Genomic DNA, 342 nt, shown 5'->3' on the forward strand with positions numbered 1-342 from the left:
AGAAAGTTGGGCGTCACGGGTTGCTCGGGGGTGCTTGTCCGCACTGTTTGCCCAGGTGGCAGCCTGGAGGTATGAGGTACTCAGACAGAAGCGGGGGATTGTCTGGCACGGAGCGGGAGCGGCGTGAAACGCTGCGGCTTCGGGCGGCGGACATGTTCTCCGGAGGAATCAAACCGCCGCGGGTGGCCCAGCTGCTGGGCGTGACGCGTAAGTCCGCCTGTGAGTGGCACCGGGCCTGGCTGAAGGGCGACAAGGCCGCTCTGGCCTCCAAGGGGGCCGCCGGGACCGGTTGCAAGCTCACCGAGGCGCAACTGATGCGGCTGGAGGCGTTCTTGGACGAGG

1 protein-coding gene is annotated in these 342 nt (G+C 67.0%); it reads left to right on the top strand.

What is annotated here, in order from left to right:
- Window positions 1-71: 71 nt before the first annotated feature.
- Window positions 72-342 (top strand): helix-turn-helix domain-containing protein (locus IG98_RS46340; protein WP_030926745.1); only part of this gene is annotated, 271 nt, incomplete at its 3' end.

It is taken from the genome of Streptosporangium amethystogenes, from assembly GCF_000721075.1.
Taxonomy (GTDB): Bacteria; Actinomycetota; Actinomycetes; order Streptosporangiales; family Streptosporangiaceae; genus Streptosporangium; species Streptosporangium amethystogenes.